20 protein-coding genes are annotated in these 19758 nt (G+C 31.1%); 4 read left to right on the forward strand and 16 right to left on the reverse strand.

Translation table 11 applies throughout. The annotated features are described in order from the left end of the window. Window positions 1-47 precede the first annotated feature (47 nt). Window positions 48-227 carry a hypothetical protein gene (locus ACFS3A_RS11500; protein ID WP_379825600.1) on the reverse strand — a complete coding sequence of 60 codons (180 nt, stop codon included), beginning with the start codon at window positions 225-227 and terminating at the stop codon, window positions 48-50. Window positions 228-763: 536 nt separating this feature from the next. Between ACFS3A_RS11500 and ACFS3A_RS11505 the strand changes: the two genes are divergently transcribed. Both ACFS3A_RS11505 and ACFS3A_RS11510 read left to right on the forward strand, forming a co-directional pair. Continuing rightward, window positions 764-1393: a hypothetical protein gene (locus ACFS3A_RS11505; RefSeq protein ID WP_379825601.1), complete on the forward strand. Its 630-nt coding sequence runs from the start codon at window positions 764-766 to the stop codon at window positions 1391-1393. Window positions 1394-1761: 368 nt separating this feature from the next. Further along, entirely contained in the window at window positions 1762-2127 is a 366-nt protein-coding gene (locus ACFS3A_RS11510) for a hypothetical protein (RefSeq protein WP_379825602.1), read from the forward strand. Window positions 2128-2205: 78 nt separating this feature from the next. Here ACFS3A_RS11510 and ACFS3A_RS11515 read toward each other — a convergent pair whose 3' ends face one another. From ACFS3A_RS11515 to ACFS3A_RS11580, 14 genes are all read right to left on the reverse strand, one after another. Further along, entirely contained in the window at window positions 2206-3558 is a 1353-nt protein-coding gene (locus ACFS3A_RS11515; RefSeq protein ID WP_379825603.1) for a GH1 family beta-glucosidase, read from the reverse strand. A gap of 213 nt (window positions 3559-3771) precedes the next feature. Next, on the reverse strand, window positions 3772-3981 hold the full coding sequence (locus tag ACFS3A_RS11520; RefSeq protein WP_379825604.1) for a hypothetical protein: 210 nt from the start codon (window positions 3979-3981) through the stop codon (window positions 3772-3774). Window positions 3982-3990: 9 nt separating this feature from the next. Continuing rightward, window positions 3991-4401 (reverse strand): hypothetical protein, encoded by a 411-nt coding sequence (locus ACFS3A_RS11525; protein WP_379825605.1) that lies wholly within the window; start codon window positions 4399-4401, stop codon window positions 3991-3993. 107 nt (window positions 4402-4508) lie between these two features. Then, entirely contained in the window at window positions 4509-4715 is a 207-nt protein-coding gene (locus tag ACFS3A_RS11530; RefSeq protein WP_379825606.1) for a hypothetical protein, read from the reverse strand. Between the two features lie 108 nt (window positions 4716-4823). Next, on the reverse strand, window positions 4824-5333 hold the full coding sequence (locus ACFS3A_RS11535) for a hypothetical protein (protein WP_379825607.1): 510 nt from the start codon (window positions 5331-5333) through the stop codon (window positions 4824-4826). Window positions 5334-5335: 2 nt separating this feature from the next. Next, window positions 5336-7081: a DUF308 domain-containing protein gene (locus ACFS3A_RS11540; RefSeq protein ID WP_379825608.1), complete on the reverse strand. Its 1746-nt coding sequence runs from the start codon at window positions 7079-7081 to the stop codon at window positions 5336-5338. Between the two features lie 3 nt (window positions 7082-7084). Beyond that, window positions 7085-8632 (reverse strand): DUF4407 domain-containing protein, encoded by a 1548-nt coding sequence (locus ACFS3A_RS11545; protein WP_379825609.1) that lies wholly within the window; start codon window positions 8630-8632, stop codon window positions 7085-7087. After that, window positions 8616-9860 carry a DUF4407 domain-containing protein gene (locus ACFS3A_RS11550; protein ID WP_379825610.1) on the reverse strand — a complete coding sequence of 415 codons (1245 nt, stop codon included), beginning with the start codon at window positions 9858-9860 and terminating at the stop codon, window positions 8616-8618. Before ACFS3A_RS11550 ends, ACFS3A_RS11545 begins: the two co-directional genes overlap by 17 nt. Then, window positions 9857-10381 carry a hypothetical protein gene (locus tag ACFS3A_RS11555; RefSeq protein ID WP_379825611.1) on the reverse strand — a complete coding sequence of 175 codons (525 nt, stop codon included), beginning with the start codon at window positions 10379-10381 and terminating at the stop codon, window positions 9857-9859. The genes ACFS3A_RS11550 and ACFS3A_RS11555 overlap by 4 nt, the downstream gene beginning before the upstream one ends. A 92-nt stretch (window positions 10382-10473) precedes the next feature. Next, window positions 10474-10755 (reverse strand): membrane protein insertion efficiency factor YidD, encoded by a 282-nt coding sequence (yidD, locus tag ACFS3A_RS11560; RefSeq protein WP_379825612.1) that lies wholly within the window; start codon window positions 10753-10755, stop codon window positions 10474-10476. After that, window positions 10752-10985 carry a hypothetical protein gene (locus tag ACFS3A_RS11565; RefSeq protein WP_379825613.1) on the reverse strand — a complete coding sequence of 78 codons (234 nt, stop codon included), beginning with the start codon at window positions 10983-10985 and terminating at the stop codon, window positions 10752-10754. The genes yidD and ACFS3A_RS11565 overlap by 4 nt, the downstream gene beginning before the upstream one ends. Window positions 10986-11138: 153 nt before the next feature. Then, complete coding sequence (locus ACFS3A_RS11570) at window positions 11139-11807, reverse strand: response regulator (protein ID WP_379825614.1); 669 nt, start codon at window positions 11805-11807, stop codon at window positions 11139-11141. Between the two features lie 6 nt (window positions 11808-11813). Next, window positions 11814-13274, reverse strand: coding sequence for a tetratricopeptide repeat-containing sensor histidine kinase (locus tag ACFS3A_RS11575; protein WP_379825615.1), 1461 nt, complete (start codon window positions 13272-13274; stop codon window positions 11814-11816). Between the two features lie 297 nt (window positions 13275-13571). After that, a complete protein-coding gene (locus ACFS3A_RS11580) occupies window positions 13572-13766 on the reverse strand; it encodes a hypothetical protein (RefSeq protein WP_379825616.1) in 195 nt (64 codons plus the stop codon). Window positions 13767-14138: 372 nt separating this feature from the next. Between ACFS3A_RS11580 and ACFS3A_RS11585 the strand changes: the two genes are divergently transcribed. Together ACFS3A_RS11585 and ACFS3A_RS11590 are read left to right on the forward strand one after the other, a co-directional pair. After that, entirely contained in the window at window positions 14139-15131 is a 993-nt protein-coding gene (locus ACFS3A_RS11585; RefSeq protein ID WP_379825617.1) for a hypothetical protein, read from the forward strand. Window positions 15132-15238: 107 nt separating this feature from the next. After that, window positions 15239-15658 carry a lipocalin-like domain-containing protein gene (locus ACFS3A_RS11590; protein ID WP_379825618.1) on the forward strand — a complete coding sequence of 140 codons (420 nt, stop codon included), beginning with the start codon at window positions 15239-15241 and terminating at the stop codon, window positions 15656-15658. Between the two features lie 76 nt (window positions 15659-15734). Here the strand turns inward: ACFS3A_RS11590 and ACFS3A_RS11595 are convergent, their stop codons facing one another. Further along, the gene (locus tag ACFS3A_RS11595; RefSeq protein WP_379825619.1) at window positions 15735-19754 is read right to left on the reverse strand and encodes a PAS domain S-box protein; all 4020 of its coding nucleotides are present in this window, start codon (window positions 19752-19754) and stop codon (window positions 15735-15737) included. Window positions 19755-19758: the final 4 nt, after the last annotated feature.

Raw genomic sequence — 19758 nt, forward strand, 5'->3', positions numbered from 1 at the left:
TTCCCCGAAAATAGTAATTAATTGCATACTAAAAATATATTTTTAGCTTATGGTTTGATTGGCGGTTTTGGTTCATCACCAGGACCATCAGGTTTGTCACCACCAGCTTTTAATTTATCGATGTTTTTCTCGATTTTTTTTGTTGGTTGTGTCTCATACTCATCCGGAGTACAAGAAAATATAGTGAACAATAGCGCAAAAGCGATAAATAGTATTAATTTTTTCATTTTGATTTGATTTAGAAATTAGACATAGGTGTGGCTGTCCGGAATGATCCGGAGTCTGTTTGGCGACACCAAAATTGTTTTTTGGGGAAGTATTTGTGTAGAACTGTAAGACGTAATTTATACTTCCCGAATAAACCCGGTCTTACGGTTTTCCACAATGTGAATTAGAACTAGTTTTATATATTTGTTTTAGTCTGCAGACAAAACCTGAACTAATTTCTGATGCAAAGGAAAGGCACTTTTAGAGCACTGTGGATAAGGTATTCCCGAAATTCCCGCGTTTTCCCGAGATTCCCGTGAATTCCCAATACTATAAAAATGCAATGCCTGTTTTTTTATTAAATGCTATTTAATTTTAAACGAATCTGTATATTATTATAGATGCAAGAAGCCTGCGAAAAGTTGGCTGAACAGTTTAAAAAAAATGTAGAAATAATATTGAAATTGGAATAAAACTTGAAAGTGTTTGAAGGCATATAAAAGTGTTTTGTTAAAAATAAAATAGACAGTTCAAAGTGGTTCCTAAAAAAGCGAAGATGAATAATACATTAGAAGAATATAAAAAGGCGATTAAAATTAAGTACGAACTCGAAAAAGAGGGAGAACACTTTGATTATTTGCATAGTCCTTCCCGCGGAAAACTCCGTGATTTATGCTGGCTCATTTATGAAAACAACCCAAGTCAGGATGATTTGAATGTTTTTAAAAACCTGTTGTGTCTGGATTTTGATCATACCAAAAAGAATAAGTTTAAGGAACAAAAAGATAAGTTTAGACCCATTGAAACTTTCTTTAAAGGCGAAACAGATCCTTCAAATATTGATGCTATAAATCTTGCGGCAGTTATAGTCGATTTTCAGCCCCGACCTTTTAAAAAGTTTAATGAAAAGTGTAGAATGGAGTTGGCGAAACAAATTGAAAGTGTCAATGAAAAGGCGAATCCTGAAATCGAAAATAATGGCATAGAAAAAAGAGTTTTGGTGAATAATGAACATGAAGAGTTAAAAGAGCTTCCTCAAAAAGGAAATCTTTTATTTAATTTTAAAGATTTATTTTCTAAAAAAGTAGTTCAGAAAATATATCCCCGTAAAATAATTACGATTGCAATTGGAGCGGTTGCCCTGGTTTCATCTGCTTGTTTATACTTTGTGCAGAAAAAAGATTAGATAGAAAAATTTCGAAATGAAATTTGGAAACATTTTGAAAAATAAAATGTTTTAAGAAGTAAAAAGAATAATTTTTTGAAATGTAATTTTGGCGTTTAAAAAGTTTGTTTTTCGGCATATATTTACTGTTATTTACACTATAAAGATAAGAAAAAATAACCTTTAAACCTAATAAAATCAACGAAATAATCGATTTTTTTTATCTTTTTTTTTGATTTTTTTTCAAGAAACTTTTCCCAGTTAAAAACTAATTTTGGAGACGGTCAAACTTGCTTTTTTGGAGGCTGGATTGTAATAAAATTGGTTATATTTATAAAATATTAAAAGGAATTTTGGTTCCGAATAATCATCTGTTTAAAAACATCTTCATGAAAAAATTATTGCTATTATTAATCGTTTTGTGCACTTTCGGTTGTAAAAAATATGTTGTATCGTTTGAACAGCCAACAGACATGAAACTGGATAATTTAAAACTGGAAATACTTCTGGATAAAGAAAAAGTGAAAGACATTACTTTAAAAGCCACTGAAGCTCTGCCTACCTACGAGACAGCGGCATTATCAGTCTCTGAGGGCGGAAAACATTTGCTGCAGGTCAAGGTAAAAGATACGGTCTTTAGCTATACTGTAAATTATCCAGATGAAAGATTTATTCTTATAACAACACACTTAAAAAATAATGGCAAAGTTCATGTCGGGATTTTAAAGCAAAATTATAAATACAGACTGCGTTAACAGATTTAGCGCTATTCAACTATAAAAAAAGGCTTTTACAATTAATGTAAAAGCCTTTTATATTTTTAGGAATTAGTTTCAGGATAAAAAATCCTTAAACCATAATCCTGAATTTTTAATAGTTCGTTTTTGTGTTTCAAAATCCACATGAATTAATCCGAAGCGGGCGTTGTAACCTTCTGCCCATTCAAAGTTATCGGTCAGACTCCATACAAAGTATCCTTCGACATTTAAACCGTCGTTTTTGGCCTTTAAAATCTGTTCGAGGTGATCCTGAATATAATGCGTTCTTTTGATATCGAATACTTTTCCGTTGGTTACCGTATCCGGAAAAGCAGCGCCATTTTCAGTAATAATAATTTTTCGAATTCCTTCGTATTTATTGAATTTTTTAAGAACATGATACAGTGCCGGTGGATAAACTTCCCAGCCCATCTCGGTAGAAATCACATTTCGTTTTTCGGCACTGACTAATTCAGCTCCAATATACGGAATCAACATGGCCGATTTGACCACTTCGCGTGTGTAACATTGAAGACCGATAAAGTCAAAATCGAATGCGAGATTGTTTAAATCGTCTTCTAAAATATAATTATTGAGTTTTTTGAGAACAGGAAGATCTTTTTGTGGATAACCTAAACCAAGAATAGGTTCAATAAAAGTTCTGTTCAGTAAAGTATCGACACGTTTTGCGGCTTCAATATCTTTTGCGTTTTCTGTAGCAGGCTCGATGTGCGTACAAGAAAAGGTAGTTCCGATATTAGCGTGCGGAATTTTATTCCGAATAATTTTTGCTCCTGCAGCTGTTGCCAGAGTAACATGGTGCATTGCTTTTAAGTAATTGGTAATTCCTTTTTTTCCGGGAGCATGAATACCTAAAAAATAACCTGCACCTGTAAATACAGAAGGTTCATTGATGACCATCCAGTTTTTTACGCGGTCGCCGAAATGCTGTACACAAATTGCTACATATTCTGAAAACCAGGAAACCGATTCCCGGTTGGTCCAGCCTCCTTTTAATTCGAGTTCGTGTGGCAAATCCCAGTGGTAAAGTGTGATCCAGGGTTCGATTCCGGAAGCAAGAAGTGAATCTATGATTTTGTTGTAGTAATCAATACCAGCCTGATTGACAGGATGAATTCCGGTTGGCATAATTCTGGGCCAGCTGATAGAAAATCTAAAATTCGGAATATTTAATTCTCGAATCAGATCAATATCATCCTGATAAGAATTATAGAAATCACAGGCGGTCAGGGCATGATGTCCGTTTTTTATTTTTCCTTTTTGGGAAGTAAAGACATCCCAGATAGAAGAACCTTTTCCGTCAGAATCATGTGCTCCCTCAATTTGGAAAGCGGCGGTAGAAACACCCCACAAGAAATCTTCCCCAAATTGGTTTTTGTTCAAAAATGAGTTTTCAATTTTATTCATTCAATAAGACTTTCCTTTATTTTTAAATGGTTTATTTAGTGTAGGAAAGATGATTGCATAGCTCTTAAAAAAAGCCATTCTTTGAATGATACCAGAAAATTTAGATTAAAGAATTTCATAACGATTAGTTTTATTTCAAATTACTAAAACTAATGTGAATTTATTGTAAAGCGATTATTATCAAATGATTAAATGTGAAAAATGGGAAGATAATTAATCTTCCCATCCGCAAAGAGATAAACCAAGTCCTTTAGCTTGTTTGAGTGATGTTTTTACAGTTTCGCTTCGGCAGCTGGATAAACCACGGCAATGTTCTTTGAGGTGATATTTTTTCGCACCACTCGATCCACAAATATATACTGCCGTTTCGGGTGGACAAAATGAAGTTGCGAAAACAAAAAATAAGAGTAAAGTGTATTTCATTAGATAATTTTATTTAACAATTAAATGGTATTCATTTCCATGTTTGTCAAGAGCTTTTAGTTTTCCGTGAGCAATCCATTCGGTATTTATTTCAGTTTCACTAAGGCTGTCAATTAAGACTCCAGCTCCAAATTTTCCTTGAACAATTATATTCCCAAAAACCGAGTCTCCAGCTATATTTATTCCCTTTACATCATAATTGTATTTATAATGTCCAGAATTTCCAGTTCTGTATTTGTATTTGTAAGTTGTATTTACATGATAGTTTTTGGCTTCTTCCGGAGTTATCGTTTTACGATCATCTGATGTAATGACTGGTTTATAAAATGAATTTATCTGAGATGGCGGTGGAGGAGCATCAGCATGTTTACAGGAAAAAAATATAAAAACAAAAAGTAAGATGAGGTAGTTTTTTTGCATAGGCGTTTGGGGGGTTTATATGAAAAAATTAATTAAACTGTAAGCTCCAAAACTTTTTCTTCCCTCTTTCAATATGTTTCAGAGGGAAGAATAAAGTTTAATACGGATTAACTAGTATGACATTCTTTACAACAAGTTTTACATCCATTTGATTTTGTGTAAGTTTTTTTTGCTTCAGTAACGGCATCCTTACAGTTCGAAAAAATTCCTAAATATTTTCGATTTTGAGGTAATGGTAAATAAACACAATCTCCATTGTGGACTTCGTGATCACCGTTTGATTGTGCGTTTTGATTTACATAATAATTTTTCATGATTTTAAAATTTTAATTAAAAAAATATTTGTTTTGTTCAAATGTAAAACCAATAAAAATCAGTATATTATGGAAAACCATAATGAGCGAAAACTTTGACTTTTATAATTAATGATAAAATGGAGTGTCTACTGTCGGCATAAACCATTGTAAGAAATGTTCAAATATGGTTATTAAAGAAAAAGTAAGTAAGACTAATAAACTTCCTTTTATAAGATAGTAACCAATATTTTCTTTTTCAATTTCAATATTGTCCAATCTTTTGCCAAATGATAACTGCAATATTCTTTCAACTATAAAATAAGATGCGAAAGTGAAGAAAAAAGTAAAACCAATAAAAACTGTAATTTTTTGCATTGATACTAAAAATGTATTTTCTATTGTTTTTGAATAAATGATTATTTCAATGGAATTTTCGATTAATTCTAAAGCTGTTTTTAAGAATAAGAAATAAGAGGTGAGAATTGAAATAAGCCATATTGTATATGAGAGTTTTAATTTTTCTTGTTGTTCAGATTTGATATTTAGTTTTTTTGCTAAAAATTGAATTGACATTAGCATCAATAAAGTTGAAACTATTGCTATGATGCAGGTAAAAAATAAACTTTGTTTGTCCATAATTATTTTGATTTTAAAGAGATTCTCCAGTTATTTAAATTTGAAATTTCATTTGGGATATTTCCAGGTTTAGCATTGGGAGCTGTCGTTTCCCATAGAATATATTTTTGGTTTTTATAATTATAAGCCGTACCATTAATTGGTAAATTAATTCCAATTATTGAGTGTCCGTAAAATTCACTGCTCATAAGTGCAATGTCATAATTATAATGGGATAAAATGCTGTATAATAATAATGTGCGTGTGTCACAGTCGCCTTTTAGATTGACTAAAAATTCTACAGGAGTATTGATTCCAAATCGTTGGTTTCCATTGCAATCTCCTTTATTGCTTAAAAGATAATTTCTTGTAAAACGATCACTATATAAATTAGAATTACAGTCTTTATCAAGTACTAAGGCATATGGTATATCTTGAACAAATGTTACAATCATTTCTGCAAATTGTATTTTGTTTAATTTTTTTGCTTTACCAATACTATCAAAAAGTTGAAATAGGCTGTTAAAATTATTTTTATCAAATTCTTTTAAATCAAAAATAACTTTATCATAAGCATTCATAGTATTTGAGCTTAAAGGAAGACTTTCCTTGAATAGATGAGCTTTTTTATAATCACTTAATTTAATTTTATATTGACCTTCATATTGGTTTCCAGAATAATCTTTCCATAATCTATATCTTGTTATGATACTATCATTTTCAATATTTTGGTCTTCATGTTTAGTTTCGTCAATGGGAATATACGGAGCTACTTCTCTCGGTGAATCAACAATTAGTGGTTTTGGGTTATAAATATGTGATTGTGTGCTAACAGAATGAATTAGAGAAGCAATAAATCCAATTAAAAATAATACTCCAATTATTCTAAATAATGGTTTCAAAAATGACCCAAGATTACCTAAAATTAGCATAATTGCGAAAAGGGCAGCAATATATAAAATGCTTGGAAGCATAAATATTATAAATGCTAATCCGAATAAAATGCCAAGAATGCCGATAACTTGACTTGCGCACCCTGGATTATTGCCAATATTATTACGAGATCTAAAATTTAATGGCTGATTATTTTTTAAATATTCCCAATTACCCCAAACATTGTCATTATGATTTTTGCATTTATATTCTCTTCGGATATAATTGTTTTTAATTTCTGTTTTACCTGTTTCAATGTTGCTACATACACAGATTGAAGGAGTTTCTGGAATAGAAGTTATTTCATCTTGAACCAAAATGACTTTTTCTTCGATTTCTCTTGTTTTATCAATAATATATCCTGTAATGTAAGCATTAAAAGATCCGAAAATTTCATCACCTTCTGTTTGGTGAAGTTTTCTTATTATTTCAAATTCAAATAATTTTGGTTCTAATACATTTACTCCAAATAATTTTTCATTTGCAGTTATTGTAACGGGAAGATCTTTAGGTAATTTTTCTTTTGGAAATTTATTTCCTTTTATTCTTTTTCTTTTAATAACATTTTCAAAATCTCTGGGAAAAATAAATGGTTCGTTAGCTCTAAAGTCATCACGACTTTCAGTTGTTACATTTGCTTCATAAATTTCAAAATCAAACAAATCAGCTTTTTCATAATCGTCTTCGATTTTGATACCTCTATATTTTCCAGAAATAATTCCTTTTAAATATGTCTTTCTTGGTGTAAGAATTTCATATGTAATTTTTTTATAGGTTAGATTGTCTTCTCCTACAAAAGTTTCTTCATTGATGATATTTACTACTTTATCTAGCATTTTCTAATCGTTTTCGGGTTTTTGATCATAGAGAAATTCTAGTAGTCCTTTTTCATCATTTGAAGTCTTTGTAATTAACCTCATTTTAGTTCTAAAAGGAGAATCTAACCAATATTCATATTTAAACATTTCTTCGTCCGTATATTCTTTATTAATCGATCTTACAATCTCATTATATTTTTGAATATTAAACTTTTTTAGTTTTTCTAATAGGGGAGTTAATCTATTTAATGATTCTCTGTTGAAATAGGATATATTATGAGATAATTTTTTTGTAAAAAGTTTTTTAGAATGGTCGTATTCTTCTAAAATAATTCGATGTTCAATTAACATTCTTTGGAAATAATAATCTGATGTATTAATACTATTTATGTTTACTGATTTTATTTTATTTTCTAACCAATTAAAATTAGTTGTGTTTATAAGTTCTTGCCTTAATTTGATAATATCGGGTTCGTTACTTTCTTTAGTATTGAATATTCTCGAACATAAATCACGAGTTTTATATTTAAAATAGATTGGTAATAGAAATATTAAGCAAACCATTATTGTAATAATCCATGAAAATGGATTTCCAGTAAATAATAACTGAATTGTTTTTACATAAAAATTACTTTTATCTAAAAGAATATTTAAAGAATTATAGTTGTCAATTTTATTTGTGACTAAAGCGTTTAATTTTTTTTTGAAACTATCAAAATCTGTTTTTAGTGAGCCTTCTACAGCTATAGAATTAATATTTATTAGAAAATTCTGATCTGATGTTAATTCATTGTCTAATAAAATTTCAAGGCTGTTTAATATTTTAGCTTTCTGTAATTCTTCTTTATTACTTAAACTAAATTGCTTATCAATTTTATTAAATTCAGCTAATTGCTTTGATGCATTAATGATAAACAAACTATCTGTTTTAATTTTTAAATCGATTATACCAATTTGTTTTTTAAAAGAGTTTACTTCTTTATAACCTACCTGACTGATAATTTTAGAATTGAAGTCTTTTTGATTTAGAAATTCTTCTTTAATTAATTGCTTATTTGTTAATGTATATAGTTTAATTCTTTCCGAAATCTTATGTTTTTCAATGTCACTTTGTACAGAGAAAGAAAGAAAAGATACATTTAAAGGCTGAGCAATAATAACAGCCAGTAAAGTCATAAAGCCAATTCTCAAAATCATAGAAAGATTTAAAGAACTGTTTTGGCTCGGATTTATTCCTTCGAGATTGTTACTTGAACTTTTATTCTTTTTTCGTTTTGATGATAAAGGGATTATTGCTGGTGAGATAGTATGAAGTAATAATAAATACATATTTACAACTACCGCTCCCCAAATAAGACCAATGATGATGCCGAAAAAGTGAGCTCCATTAAATAATGAAATAATGAAAAATGTTGCACTGAAGAAGCATCCAACAAATATTAGAAGTACAAAAGAGCCAAGTAAAGCAAATCTTTTCTGGATTCGTTTATTACATCTTTTTAAAATGTAATTATCTTCTCCAGAACAGGTAAATAAAAAAAGCCGAATTTCGTTAACTGCTTTGTTCATTTTTTTCGATTGAATTTATATAAGCATCAAGATTATTATCTATTTTACTCATTTCTCTTTCTTTGTATTTTTTTACAGCATATTCTGTAAGTTCTTTTTGAATTTCAGTAACTTTTATCTTTTCAAAAATTAACTTTTCAGCTTCGTGATTAACTACCAAATGTTTTTCAACTCCCTGCTTGTCTTTGTAGTAATCATATTTTACTTCAATCCCGTACTCTGCCTTAATTAATTCATCACGGTTTTCTGCTAAATAGTCATAGGTAGTTTTGGTTAGCATTAACTTGAAAAAAATAGGAGTAAGTTCTATTGCCATAAATAGTAAAGTGATAAAAAGAGAAATCCAAAAACCAGCTACTTCATGAGCAATTTTTATACGCTCAAGTAAACCATCAAGGCCATTAGCTATTTTAGTATTATCCGCTCTGGCTTTGTCTTTTTCTATTCTTAAGAAATCTTTTCTTTTATTTAGTTCGGCTAAATCTTTTCCATTTTGTTTATCAAAAGTTACCAATTGATTTGTTAAATCGTCTAATTGTGATTTTAATGCTTTTGATAATGGGCCATTTCCACCAACAATTCCTTTAGCTTTTCCCATTAAATTGTCTGTATAAGCTTGTTCTGCTAATTTAATTCGTTCGTTTAATGCATTTCTTTCTTGTGCAATAGTTCCAAATTCTGCTGTTAGTAATTTTTCTCGATCAGCATAAGTTTTGTCTACTTTTTTCTGATATTCGGCTTGTTGTTCTAGCTGTTTTTCTCTTAGTTTTATATCAATTTCTGTTTTGAACATTCGGATTTCAACTGGTTTTGAAATTGTCATGGCTATAATCATTCCCATTAAAATTCTAGGAAGAGCACTTTTTAATTCACCCATTGTTATGGCTTCGGTTCCATCACCTTTTCCCGTACTTGTTACAATAAATCGATCAATGTTGAATATCATCAATCCCCAAACAATTCCAAACAAGATAGCGATACAAATAGTTTGAAAATCTATAGGATTATCAATTGCTGATCCGCGAGGTTCAAATATGGTATAAAAGGCATAGCCTCCAGCAATTCCAGCTAAAGCGCCAGTTGCAAAGACAATTCCTCCTAAACACATATATTTTATTTGATCAGAATAGGTGGCTCTTTCAAGTAAATAGCGATCGCCTCCCGCGCATTTCCATAAAAATCGCATTACTGCACTAGATTCCGGTAGTTTGTAATATTCTCGTATCATATAAATTCGTTTTGGTTATAAGTATTATGATTCAAATTAAATGCTTGATTTTTTAAAGTAACTTTTGAAGTTTTTACTTCTAGTTTTGAAATAGAAAAATCAATCGAAGAATGAGTTAATTGAGGAATTAGATTCTCTTTCAGATTTAAGGAAAGATTTGAAAAGTTTGTTTTGAAACTTTGGTTTTCTATTTTTAGCGTTGGCTCAAATTTTAGCGAATATTTCTTTTTTCTAAAAAAACCATGAATTATTATATCCATGCTTGAAGGTATATTTTCTAGATTGAAAATTTTGATGCTCCTTTCTAAAGTTTTTTTATTGTTAAATGAATACCATAAAGCATTTTTAAACTCATATTCAATTATTATAAAACTGTTTTTGAACAAATAATTTATTTGGTAGTTTAATTTTAATATCTCAATATTTTTATTTCTCTTAAAAAGAATAATTAAGAATCTGCTCAATACTGTTTTAGTAAAGGCTATCTGTTTGAATAAATTTTTTAGATGTTGTGAAAGCAAAATTTAAAAACTTTAGTATGTATGATATTGGATAAATCTAATTAGAATTAAGTCCTTCAAAAAGAGTACAAATACCTGATTTTGTTTTGGGCTTAAGTAATTAGTCTTTCAGCAATTTCTTCCTTCTCAACTATAATAAGAGAAGGAAGAATCATTTGAATTTTATTGTCAATTGGATTATGAAAAATTGAAAAATTTCCTCTGCAGTTTTTAAATCGAAATTGAAATGCTTGTAAACCTTTTATGAGTCCTTCTTTTTGAGTTGTTTCAAAAACATAATTTGAACAGGATTTTTTAAAAATGCATTTTCTTCTTTTCGACTGAGGAATTAAAATCCAATACATTCGAATAATTAATAAGATGATATATTTCATTTTTTCTGAAAAACAACCATTTGACTATTTGTTGTGTAACCAGGTCTAGCACCTAATCCAAAACATCCGCTATCAGGATGAACAAATGTTGATACGCTTTCCAAACGCACATATTCCCAACCTTGATTAGTGAAATTTTTTATTAAACTTTCAAGTTGCTCAGCAACATGATTAGATGTTCCTTTTTTTGGATCGATTGAAGCCACAAATGGCACTACTTTATATTCCATAATTTTTTGGTTTTAATTAATTTTAAATTATTTACTAATCCAAAAGTAGAACCAATCAAAACCAGTATTTTACGGAAATCCATAATCCAAAAATTTAAATCGAAGAAATAAAAAAAGCTCCCGAAGGAGCTTTAAAATGAAGTGAAGAGGAATTTAAATTATTCCCATATCTTTTACAATAGAAACCAAATGAACGGTATTGTTAGCTTTAAAAAAGTCTTTGAGTTTAGATAATCTTTTTTCCATAGCACTTTTGCTATTGGGCTTAACATCCGAGCTTTTAAAAATCTCAATAATTTCATCTTGTGAAGTTCCGGCAGCTAAATATTTGAGGATTTTAATATCGACATCATCTATTTCATAATTGCCTTTTTCCTGAAGAGCAGAAGCAACTTCGGGAGAAATAAATTTTTGATCAGAAGCCGAAATAATAGTAAGCGCTTTTTTAAGTTCCTCAATGCTGTTTCTGCCTTTTAGTACAAAAGCATCAATTTCAGAATCATCAAAAAGTGATTTTATACGGGCGTTTTTATCTTCGATGGAATAGGCAATGATTTTAATATCAGGTTGTAGTTCACGCACTTTTTGAATTAATTCATCACCACTGCCAATTTTTACTTCACGATGGTCTTTTTTAAACGAAAGATCACTAATTAATAAATCGTATGGTTCATTATCCTGAATAGCTTTTCTTATTTTTAGAAAAGCATCGTCACAATATTTTGCGTGCTGAAAATTGACAATGTTAAGATCATTCAAAGTTTGTTTTACAGCTAAATTGAATTCTTCAAAATCCTCCGCTATTATTACTTTTTTAAACATAGGCTTTTATTTAGGCATTGTTATTTTTACTTTAAAACCTTTATCAGGTTCAGTTTCAAAAGTAATAGTTCCTTTTATGGCCCGAATACGGATTTCCATATTTTGTAAACCATTTTTTATAATTTTTGATTTTTCACAGCCTTTTCCATTGTCGCTGTAATCAATAAACAGAGAATTTGAATTGTTATTAAATTTTATAGAGACTACCGGCGCTTCACTATGTTTTTTCATATTGACCATCAATTCATGCAATACCCGCTGGATGGCTATCTTTTTTAATTCTTCAACAGAATCCCAATTTATTTTTTCGACACCATTGATAATAACATTGGTTTGACTGCTATTATAAGTAGAAAGCATTTCTTTTAAGTTTTTTGAGAAACCTGAACCAGTATCAATATCATTGTTTTCACGAGAAATTCCGCGAACGCGAGAATAAATACTATCTAGTTTTTGCAGCAAATTTTCTTTATTATTCTCGTTGGTCAAAGGCTGGGTTTGTGTATAAGTAATAGCATGAAAAACATCGTTTGCCAGACCATCATGAATGTCTTTTGCAATACGGGTTTCGGTATCATAAGCTGTTTTGATATTTTTTATTCGATTTCGGTTATCATATTGTTTTTTCAGATAAACCAGTAAAAAAATAAAGGCAACAAAAGAGGCAATAAAAATATTTCGTTGGTTTTCGGCATCTTTTAATGCTACTAAATTCTCTGCTTTTTCCAAACGAAGTTTTTGGTTTTCGTCTTTTTCCTTTTTAGAATCGTATTTGATTTTTGCAAACTTGTTTTTAAAATTATTTCGAATACTAATAATACTGTCATTAATCGAAATATATTTTTGGGCATAATTTGTTCCCAAACCATTAGAGATTAAAATAGATAAAGCCTTCAGACGCTCATCAACACTATTAAATTTTGTAGCAGTTTCATAAGCTTTCTTGGCATATTCATTTGATTTCAAAATATTGATTTTCGAATAGAATTCGGCAAAATGAAGATAACTTCCAATTGCACCATAATTATCATTGATCTGGATTCTTAATTTTAATCCTTCATCTAAAAATTGAAAACCTTTATCAGGTATTCCTTTCTTAAAAAAAGCAAACCCTAGATTGTCAATTACTCTTGATTTACTTTTTAAAGAAATGTTTTTATCTGGATTTTTTTCCTCTAAAATAGATTCTAAAATTTTAATTGCTTTATCATATTTTTTTTGTTTTATATAGACAACAGCAATATTGTTTAATGGTGATTGTTTAGAAATGGAATCTTTAGATGATATAATGGCTTGGTTGTAATAAAAAATAGCATCATTATATAGAAAAAGTTCTTTATAAGCAATTCCGAAGAAATTATTAATGGCTACTGTATAATTTTTGTCATTATTGCTATAAGGAAGTGCTTCTGTTAAGGTTTCTTTACTTCCGTAATAATCGCCATTTATTTGCTGTATGTTGGCCATTTGAATAGAATTAAAAACGATGTTGCTACTATCTTTAATTGACTCAAATAGTAATTTAGATTTGTTAAATAAGTAAAAGGCACTGTTGTAATTATTCTTATAAAAATGATTATCTGCCTTTTGTTGTAGAAGCCTGGCTTCTTTGTAAGTAGTTTCTTTAATAGGTGATACAGGCGTTTTTTTCTGGCAAGAGAAAAACAGAAGGAAAAGGAAAGTAAGAGAAAAAAACGGGGATCGTAACATAAATCGTACTTTCCCCGAAAATAGCAATAAATTAATTATTATAAATTTTATTTTTTATTTTTTTGGTGGAGGAGGTGTTACAGGTACAGGATCATCATCCGGACCAGTTGCATATTTGGTTTGTGTGGTATCTTTTTTTACCTCATTTGTAGATTTATCTTTATTTGATGTTTCAAATTCATCAGCTGAACAAGAAAAAATGGTCAGACTTAATAGCGCGCACGCTCCCAATGTAAATAGTGATTTCATTTTTTTAATGATTTAAGATTTAGTAAAAGGGCTTTGCCGTTCAGAAAGGTTCTGAACTTTGTTATGGCATTGCCGACTTGTTTGGGAAGTGAAATGCGTAGAACTATAAAACTTTATTTATACTTCCCGGATAAACTCCGTTTTACGGTTTTCCGCACTTGGTTACTTGACTAGTTTTGTACATTTGTTTTTGACCTGCAGATCAAAACGTTAACTAATTTTGTTGAGGCAAAGTAACAACGGTTTCGAGCCTGTATTGATTAGAAAGTCAGGAAAGTTTAATTTATTTTTCTAAAGTTTGGATAGGTTCGAAGAAGTCATAAAAAGTAGAACAAAGTACCTTAGAAAAGTTTTAAAAAGTTCAAAATGCCTATGTCAAACTATACTATTGAAGATTACAAAAAAGCTATTAAAGCTAAATATGAAGAAGAAATAAATGGAGAGTATTCAAATAATTTAAGTTCGCCAACACCGGCTAAGCTTAAAAAATTATGTATTAAAAGATTCCAATCAAACAATAATAAAGAAGATTTAATTGCCTTTGAATCTTTTTTCGATTTTCCATTTGATAAGGATAAAAAAAACTTGTTTGGAGATGACGAGCTGAATAAATTGGAAGCTGTTAAGCGGTTTCTTTTAGGTAAAACAGAAAAGCCTGCTGAAGATACGATTCAATTAGCAGCAATATTAGTAGATCTTCGGCCAAGACCTTTTAGAGAGTTTATAAAACAGCATGAGGAGGATGAGGAAGTCTTAATAAATGATCTAAGAGACACCAAATTTTCTAATAAATTTTCTTCTAATGATTTGATTGATGAGGTGGAAGTTGAAAATTCGATTGATTCAGAAGTAACTTCCGATATTGAAGAGCAATTTCAAAGTCAAAGTTTAGAATCTAAACAAGAAGAAGAACTGGAAGAACTGGAAAAACAAGAACAAGAATCAATTCCTACTACAACTTTAGTTATTGTAGGAGATAAACCAAAAAGTAAAATGTTGAGAAATTTATTAATTACAGCTGTTCTTATTGGATTAGGTTTAATCACTTATTTTGACTTCTCAAAGAAAGAATGTATACAATGGTCTGGTGATCATTACGAAGAAGTTAGCTGTGATTTAAAAATACAAGGAATAGGAATATTTAACTCGCCAGAACCTTATGATGAAAGAATTATAAATCTTAGAAAAATTAAAGTTAGCGATACGACAACTTTTTTTAAAAATGAAAAAGCCATTATCTGGTATGCTAAAGTGGGAGATAGTATTGAATTCTTTAATACACATGGGATGCATCCCGAAACTGGAAGAGGATTAAAACCAGTTACACCTTATATTATTAATAAATATGTAAGAAAACAAAATTGAGTTAAAATGCGATTTATGTAATAATTTCTTTAAATCATGAAATTTTTTGTAAGGATATACATTTAATTTAGCATTATTAAATTATATCAATAAAAAACAAATCAAACATGAAAACTACAAGATTATTATTAGTATCAGCCTTAAGTTTAGGATTATTTGCCGCATCATGTAGCAGTGACGATAATGAAGGAGAAACAATTATTCCACTTCAGGGGAAATATAACTTAAGACAAACAGGGACAATTGGTCCTGACGGAAAAGAAGTTTTAGTTGATGCAACAGCAAATCAAAGCGGCTGTTCTGTTGATTATTTAGAGCTAAAGTTAAGTAATGCAGCAGTTTATGGAGATTATAATGGAAGCAATTGCGCATTGGTAGAAACAACCGGAACTTATGTAAGATCTCACAATGATTTAACACTTACTATTGGAGGTGTTACGACAACTAGTGATATTATGAATCTTACGAACAAAGAACTTAAAATTAAAGACAAAACAACTGGTGTAATTACCGTTTTCTCTAGATAATTAGATTTCTAAAAAAAAATAAAAACGGAAATAACTTAAAAGTTATTTCCGTTTTTTTATTGGAATTTGGAATTTTTTAGCTCACCGGAATGTAAATATCAAAAGAAGCACCTTCATTCTGAATACCCGAAGCTGTAATGACTCCGTTATGGTTTTCTACAATTTTCTTTACGATTGCGAGACCAATTCCTGTTCCGTTATAGCGGTCTCTTCCGTGTAAACGTTGGAAAACTTCGAATATTTTTTTATTGTATTGTGATTCAAAACCGATTCCGTTATCTGAAACCTGAATGTGACAATAATTTTTATAAGAGATTAATTTTTCATTATCCAAATCTTTTCCTTGATGAATCTCACTGTTAATTTTGATTTTGATTGGAACATTCGGATCGGAAAACTTTAATGAATTACTGATTAAATTATATAAAAGTTGTTTGAACTGAAACGGAATAATATCAACTTCTGATGTTTTCTCTACTTCAATTACAGCATTTTTTTGTTCCAATTCTTCTTTTAAATCGTCTTTTACTTCTTCGATAATCTGAACAAGATCTGTTTTTATAAAAACACGTTCCTGAATATTGGTTCTGGAGTACGATAGTAAATCGTTAATTAAAGTCTGCATTCGTTGTGCTGCATTTTGCATTCTTTTGAATTTATCCAATCCGTTTTCAGATAAATTAACAGCTTCTTTTTCTATAATCTGCGAAGCAAAAGTCTGAATTTTACGTAATGGTTCCTGCAAATCATGACTCGAAATATAAGCAAAAGACTGAAGTTCTTTGTTCATTTCTTCGAGCTCATTATTTTTTTGCTCCAGTTCCATAGCATTCAATTTTAAAGTATCGTCTGCTCTTTTTTTATCGGTTAGATCGTGGGTTACTTTTGAGAAACCGATAATTTCACCTTGTTTGTTGTGAACTGCCGTAATCACAACACTTGCCCAAAATAAATTTCCGTTTTTTCGCGTGCGCCAGCCTTCATGAATGACTTTGCCTTTTTCTCTTGCCTGCTCCAACAATTTTTCGGGAAGATTGTTTTTTTGATCTTCTTTGGTATAAAAAAGCGAAAAATATTTTCCGACAATTTCGTCTGCTTTATAGCCTTTTATTTTTTCTGCTCCGACATTCCAGTTTTCAATAATACCGTTGGGATTCAGATATAGAATAGCGTATTCCTGAACTTCTTCAACCATCAAATGATAACGTTCTTCGCTTTTTCGGAGCGATTCGTTCATCTGAATTAATTCTCTCGTTCGCGCAGTAACCTGTTGTTCGAGTTCGTGTGTAAAAGCTTTTTCGGTATGAATATCTGTAAAAGCACCCACCCATTTTATAATTTTATCATCGGGATTGTACACTGGTTCTCCAATGACAGTATGCCATCTGTAACTTCCGTCTTTTCCTCTCATTCTAACATCGCATCGGTACATTTCGCCCGTTGTAAGTGCGTTTTGCCAGATTCTGATATTTTCTTCAAAATCATCCGGATGTATCATGGCTTCCCAGGAACCTTCCCGACCAGGATGAATTCCGGTATATTCGAACCATTTTCCGGAAGTAAATAACGCGTTTCCTTCGGCATCCGTTTCCCAGATTAGTTGGGGAATACTTTCGGTAAGAGAACGGAATCGTTTTTCGCTTTCTTCGATTTTTTTTCTGGCTTCTGCTTTTTCAGTAACATCAATAAGTGTCATTCGTACTCCTGAAATAGAATCGTCACTTTCGCGTAGTGGAGCAAATTCAAAATCTACATAAAACGGGCTGTCTTCCTTTTCATCGCCAATAAAAAGAAGTGACTCTGATTCTGAATATACTTCTCCTGTTTCATAAACCTGTTGAAGTAATTTGGCGTATTTCTGTTTTTTGAGATCAGGAAAAATTTCAAAAAGTTTTTTTCCCTGCACCTCAGTTTCTTCTTTTTTCCAGATATTATTTAAGAGCACAAAATTGGCCATTTCAATTACAAAGTCATTCCCCCGTAAAATTGCCTTTGGAACAGGGGATTGCATAATGAGATTGCGTAGTTTTTTTTCGCTCTCTTCAATTTTCTGCTGGTATTTTTTTTCTTCTGTAATATCCCTGATAGTTCCAATAAGCTTTTCAGGTTCATGGTTTTCATCGTAAAAGACTTTTCCTTTTCCTTCAACCCAATGTATGGATTTGTCTTTCCAGATTACACGTACTTCATAATTTAAAAAGCCGGAACTCAAAGCTTCTTTAAATCCTTTATTTCTAACATGCAAATCATCAGGATGCAGATGAGCCAGCAATTCTTCGTGAGTTAACGAAACATCTTCGGTATAACCGCCTATAATTTCGAGATATCTTTTAGAATAAATCGGATTTCTTGTTTTGACATTTAGTTCCCAGGTTCCCAATTCACTGGCTTCAACTACAATTTTAAGACGATCTTCGTTAAGTTCGATTTTTTTGCGCGCTTGCACTTTTTCACTTACTTCTGTAACGGTGACTAAAATACCTGAAATTGTTCCGTTTTCTTCCTTTAAAGGATGGTATAGAAAATCAAAATAAGACGTTTCTATTTTTCCATAGCGGTTTAAAGGAACCGGAACTTCGTTGCCATGAAAAGGAATCCCGGTATTTAAAACACCATCAAGCAGGGCACTTACAGTATCTTTTACTTCTGGGAGTGAATCGTATAAAGGTCTGCCAACAAAAGTGTCTTCTTCACGATCAACCAGTTTTAGATAAGCTTCGTTGGCCATTTCGACTACATATTCAGGTCCTCGAAGAATTGTAATTCCAACAGGCGCTTGTTTTACGGTATTACGGAAACGTTTATCGCTTTCTTCAATTTTTTGTTTTGCTAAGTATAAATCGGTAATTTCTACAGCAGTGTTCATTACGGCATATACCTTACCATGTAAGTCATACAGTGGTGTAAAACTGTAATTGAAATATGAGGTCTTTAATACATTATCGACAATAATATCAATTCGGGTATTTTGAGAATGAAATGACTGTCCTGTTTCATAGACAGTTTCGACTTGTTTAAAAATGGGCTCGTGTTTTAATTCGGGAAGAATTTCCGTATAAGTTTTTCCAATTACGTTAGGACCTTTTCCCCAAACTTTTATAATAGAATCGTTGGCTAATTCGATACGCATTTCCTTGCCTACATAAACTGCAATAGGAAAAGGCGCATTCTCTACCAGTTGTCGAATTTTTTGTTCGCTTTCTTCTACTTTAGATCGTGCCAAAACCTGTGCGGTAACTTCGGTAGCAATGGCTGCGACACCAGAAATTGTTCCGTCAGCTTCTCTAAGAGCTTCGTAAACAAAATTGACATACGTGTTTTCGGTTTGTCCATTTCGGTTTAATTGAACAAAACTTTCGTCGGTAGTTACTTTTTTACCGCTTGTAAAAACGTTATGGAGAATGGTATCAAGACCTTGTTTTTTTAATTTGGGAAGAGCTTCAAAAATAGGCTTATTGATGATACTGCTTTCTGTTGTTTCCCAAAGCTGAATCATTTGTTCGTTAGCAATTTCAACAATATGATTTTCGCCTTTAAAAATACACATGGCAACGGGAGCCTGCATAATATTATTGACAAATCTTGCATTACTTTCCTGCAAAGCATCTGCGACGATTTTCTTTTCCGTGGTTTCAATAACAGTAACTAAAATACCTCCTATTGAACCGTCTTCTATTTTTATAGGGCTATATGAAAAATCGAAAAAGCAGTCTTCGGTGTATCCGTTTCGATGAAGAGGGACTTTAAAATCAGGAAAACTAACCGCTTTGCCTTTCATGACGTCAGCGAACATTGGGCCAATGGTAGCCCAGATTTCTGCAAATGTATTTTGAGAACTTCCGCCTAAAGCTTCAGGATGTTTTGTGGCGCCCAAAATAGGACGAAAAGCATCATTATATAATTGAGTATAGTTTTTCCCCCAGGCAATATACATCCCAAAAGGATTGCCTAGCATCATTGCGGTCATGGTTTTTAAACTCTGAGGCCATTTTTCAGGATCGCCCAATGGTGTTTTGCTCCAATCTGCGGAACGTATTAAAGTTCCCATTTCTCCTCCGTCGGAAAGAAAATAATGTTCCTTTTTTTTGCGGTTCATTCCA

It is taken from the genome of Flavobacterium notoginsengisoli (assembly GCF_042686225.1).
GTDB classification, from domain to species: Bacteria; Bacteroidota; Bacteroidia; order Flavobacteriales; family Flavobacteriaceae; genus Flavobacterium; species Flavobacterium notoginsengisoli.

Coding starts and splice junctions, on each gene's coding strand:
- ACFS3A_RS11500 (WP_379825600.1), bottom strand. CDS start 227: ATGAAAAAATTAATACTATTTATCGCTTTTGCGCTATTGTTCACTATA.
- ACFS3A_RS11505 (WP_379825601.1), top strand. CDS start 764: ATGAATAATACATTAGAAGAATATAAAAAGGCGATTAAAATTAAGTAC.
- ACFS3A_RS11510 (WP_379825602.1), top strand. CDS start 1,762: ATGAAAAAATTATTGCTATTATTAATCGTTTTGTGCACTTTCGGTTGT.
- ACFS3A_RS11515 (WP_379825603.1), bottom strand. CDS start 3,558: ATGAATAAAATTGAAAACTCATTTTTGAACAAAAACCAATTTGGGGAA.
- ACFS3A_RS11520 (WP_379825604.1), bottom strand. CDS start 3,981: ATGAAATACACTTTACTCTTATTTTTTGTTTTCGCAACTTCATTTTGT.
- ACFS3A_RS11525 (WP_379825605.1), bottom strand. CDS start 4,401: ATGCAAAAAAACTACCTCATCTTACTTTTTGTTTTTATATTTTTTTCC.
- ACFS3A_RS11530 (WP_379825606.1), bottom strand. CDS start 4,715: ATGAAAAATTATTATGTAAATCAAAACGCACAATCAAACGGTGATCAC.
- ACFS3A_RS11535 (WP_379825607.1), bottom strand. CDS start 5,333: ATGGACAAACAAAGTTTATTTTTTACCTGCATCATAGCAATAGTTTCA.
- ACFS3A_RS11540 (WP_379825608.1), bottom strand. CDS start 7,081: ATGCTAGATAAAGTAGTAAATATCATCAATGAAGAAACTTTTGTAGGA.
- ACFS3A_RS11545 (WP_379825609.1), bottom strand. CDS start 8,632: ATGAACAAAGCAGTTAACGAAATTCGGCTTTTTTTATTTACCTGTTCT.
- ACFS3A_RS11550 (WP_379825610.1), bottom strand. CDS start 9,860: ATGATACGAGAATATTACAAACTACCGGAATCTAGTGCAGTAATGCGA.
- yidD (WP_379825612.1), bottom strand. CDS start 10,755: ATGAAATATATCATCTTATTAATTATTCGAATGTATTGGATTTTAATT.
- ACFS3A_RS11565 (WP_379825613.1), bottom strand. CDS start 10,985: ATGGAATATAAAGTAGTGCCATTTGTGGCTTCAATCGATCCAAAAAAA.
- ACFS3A_RS11570 (WP_379825614.1), bottom strand. CDS start 11,807: ATGTTTAAAAAAGTAATAATAGCGGAGGATTTTGAAGAATTCAATTTA.
- ACFS3A_RS11575 (WP_379825615.1), bottom strand. CDS start 13,274: ATGGCCAACATACAGCAAATAAATGGCGATTATTACGGAAGTAAAGAA.
- ACFS3A_RS11580 (WP_379825616.1), bottom strand. CDS start 13,766: ATGAAATCACTATTTACATTGGGAGCGTGCGCGCTATTAAGTCTGACC.
- ACFS3A_RS11585 (WP_379825617.1), top strand. CDS start 14,139: ATGTCAAACTATACTATTGAAGATTACAAAAAAGCTATTAAAGCTAAA.
- ACFS3A_RS11590 (WP_379825618.1), top strand. CDS start 15,239: ATGAAAACTACAAGATTATTATTAGTATCAGCCTTAAGTTTAGGATTA.
- ACFS3A_RS11595 (WP_379825619.1), bottom strand. CDS start 19,754: ATGAACCGCAAAAAAAAGGAACATTATTTTCTTTCCGACGGAGGAGAA.